Below are 358 nucleotides of genomic sequence, written 5' to 3'. Positions count from 1 at the left end.
CCGTGCGACGTCGAGGTCCCCTGGATCGCTCGGGTCGACGGGGATGATCGGGTACATGTTCAGCGTGATGCCGACCTTGGCCTCCGGCGCCGCGGCGCGGATCGTGTCGACGGCCAGGCCGTGTGCGAGCAGCAGGTGGTGGACCGCGGCGACGGCGGCGTCCGGTTCCGTGCGGCCCGGCGCGTGAATGCCGGCCGCGTAGCCGAGGAACGCCGAGCACCACGGCTCGTTCAACGTGGTCCAGGTGCCGACCCGGTCACCCAGCGCTTCGACGGTGGACGCCGCGTAGTCGGCGAACCGGAACGCGGTGTCGCGGTTGGCCCAGCCGCCGGCTTCTTCGAGCGTCTGAGGGAGGTCC

At 72.1% G+C, this 358-nt stretch carries 1 protein-coding gene; it reads right to left on the bottom strand.

Going from position 1 to position 358, the window contains the following annotated elements:
• The coding region (locus DI276_RS17070; RefSeq protein WP_119724479.1) for a family 1 glycosylhydrolase at positions 1 to 358 on the bottom strand (358 nt) is incomplete at both ends.

Origin of the sequence: Lentzea terrae (assembly GCF_003265345.1) — a bacterium.
Lineage (GTDB): Bacteria > Actinomycetota > Actinomycetes > Mycobacteriales > Pseudonocardiaceae > Lentzea > Lentzea terrae.
The sequence above is the reverse complement of the archived record's forward strand: the minus strand, read 5'-3'. Positions and strand labels throughout refer to the sequence as shown.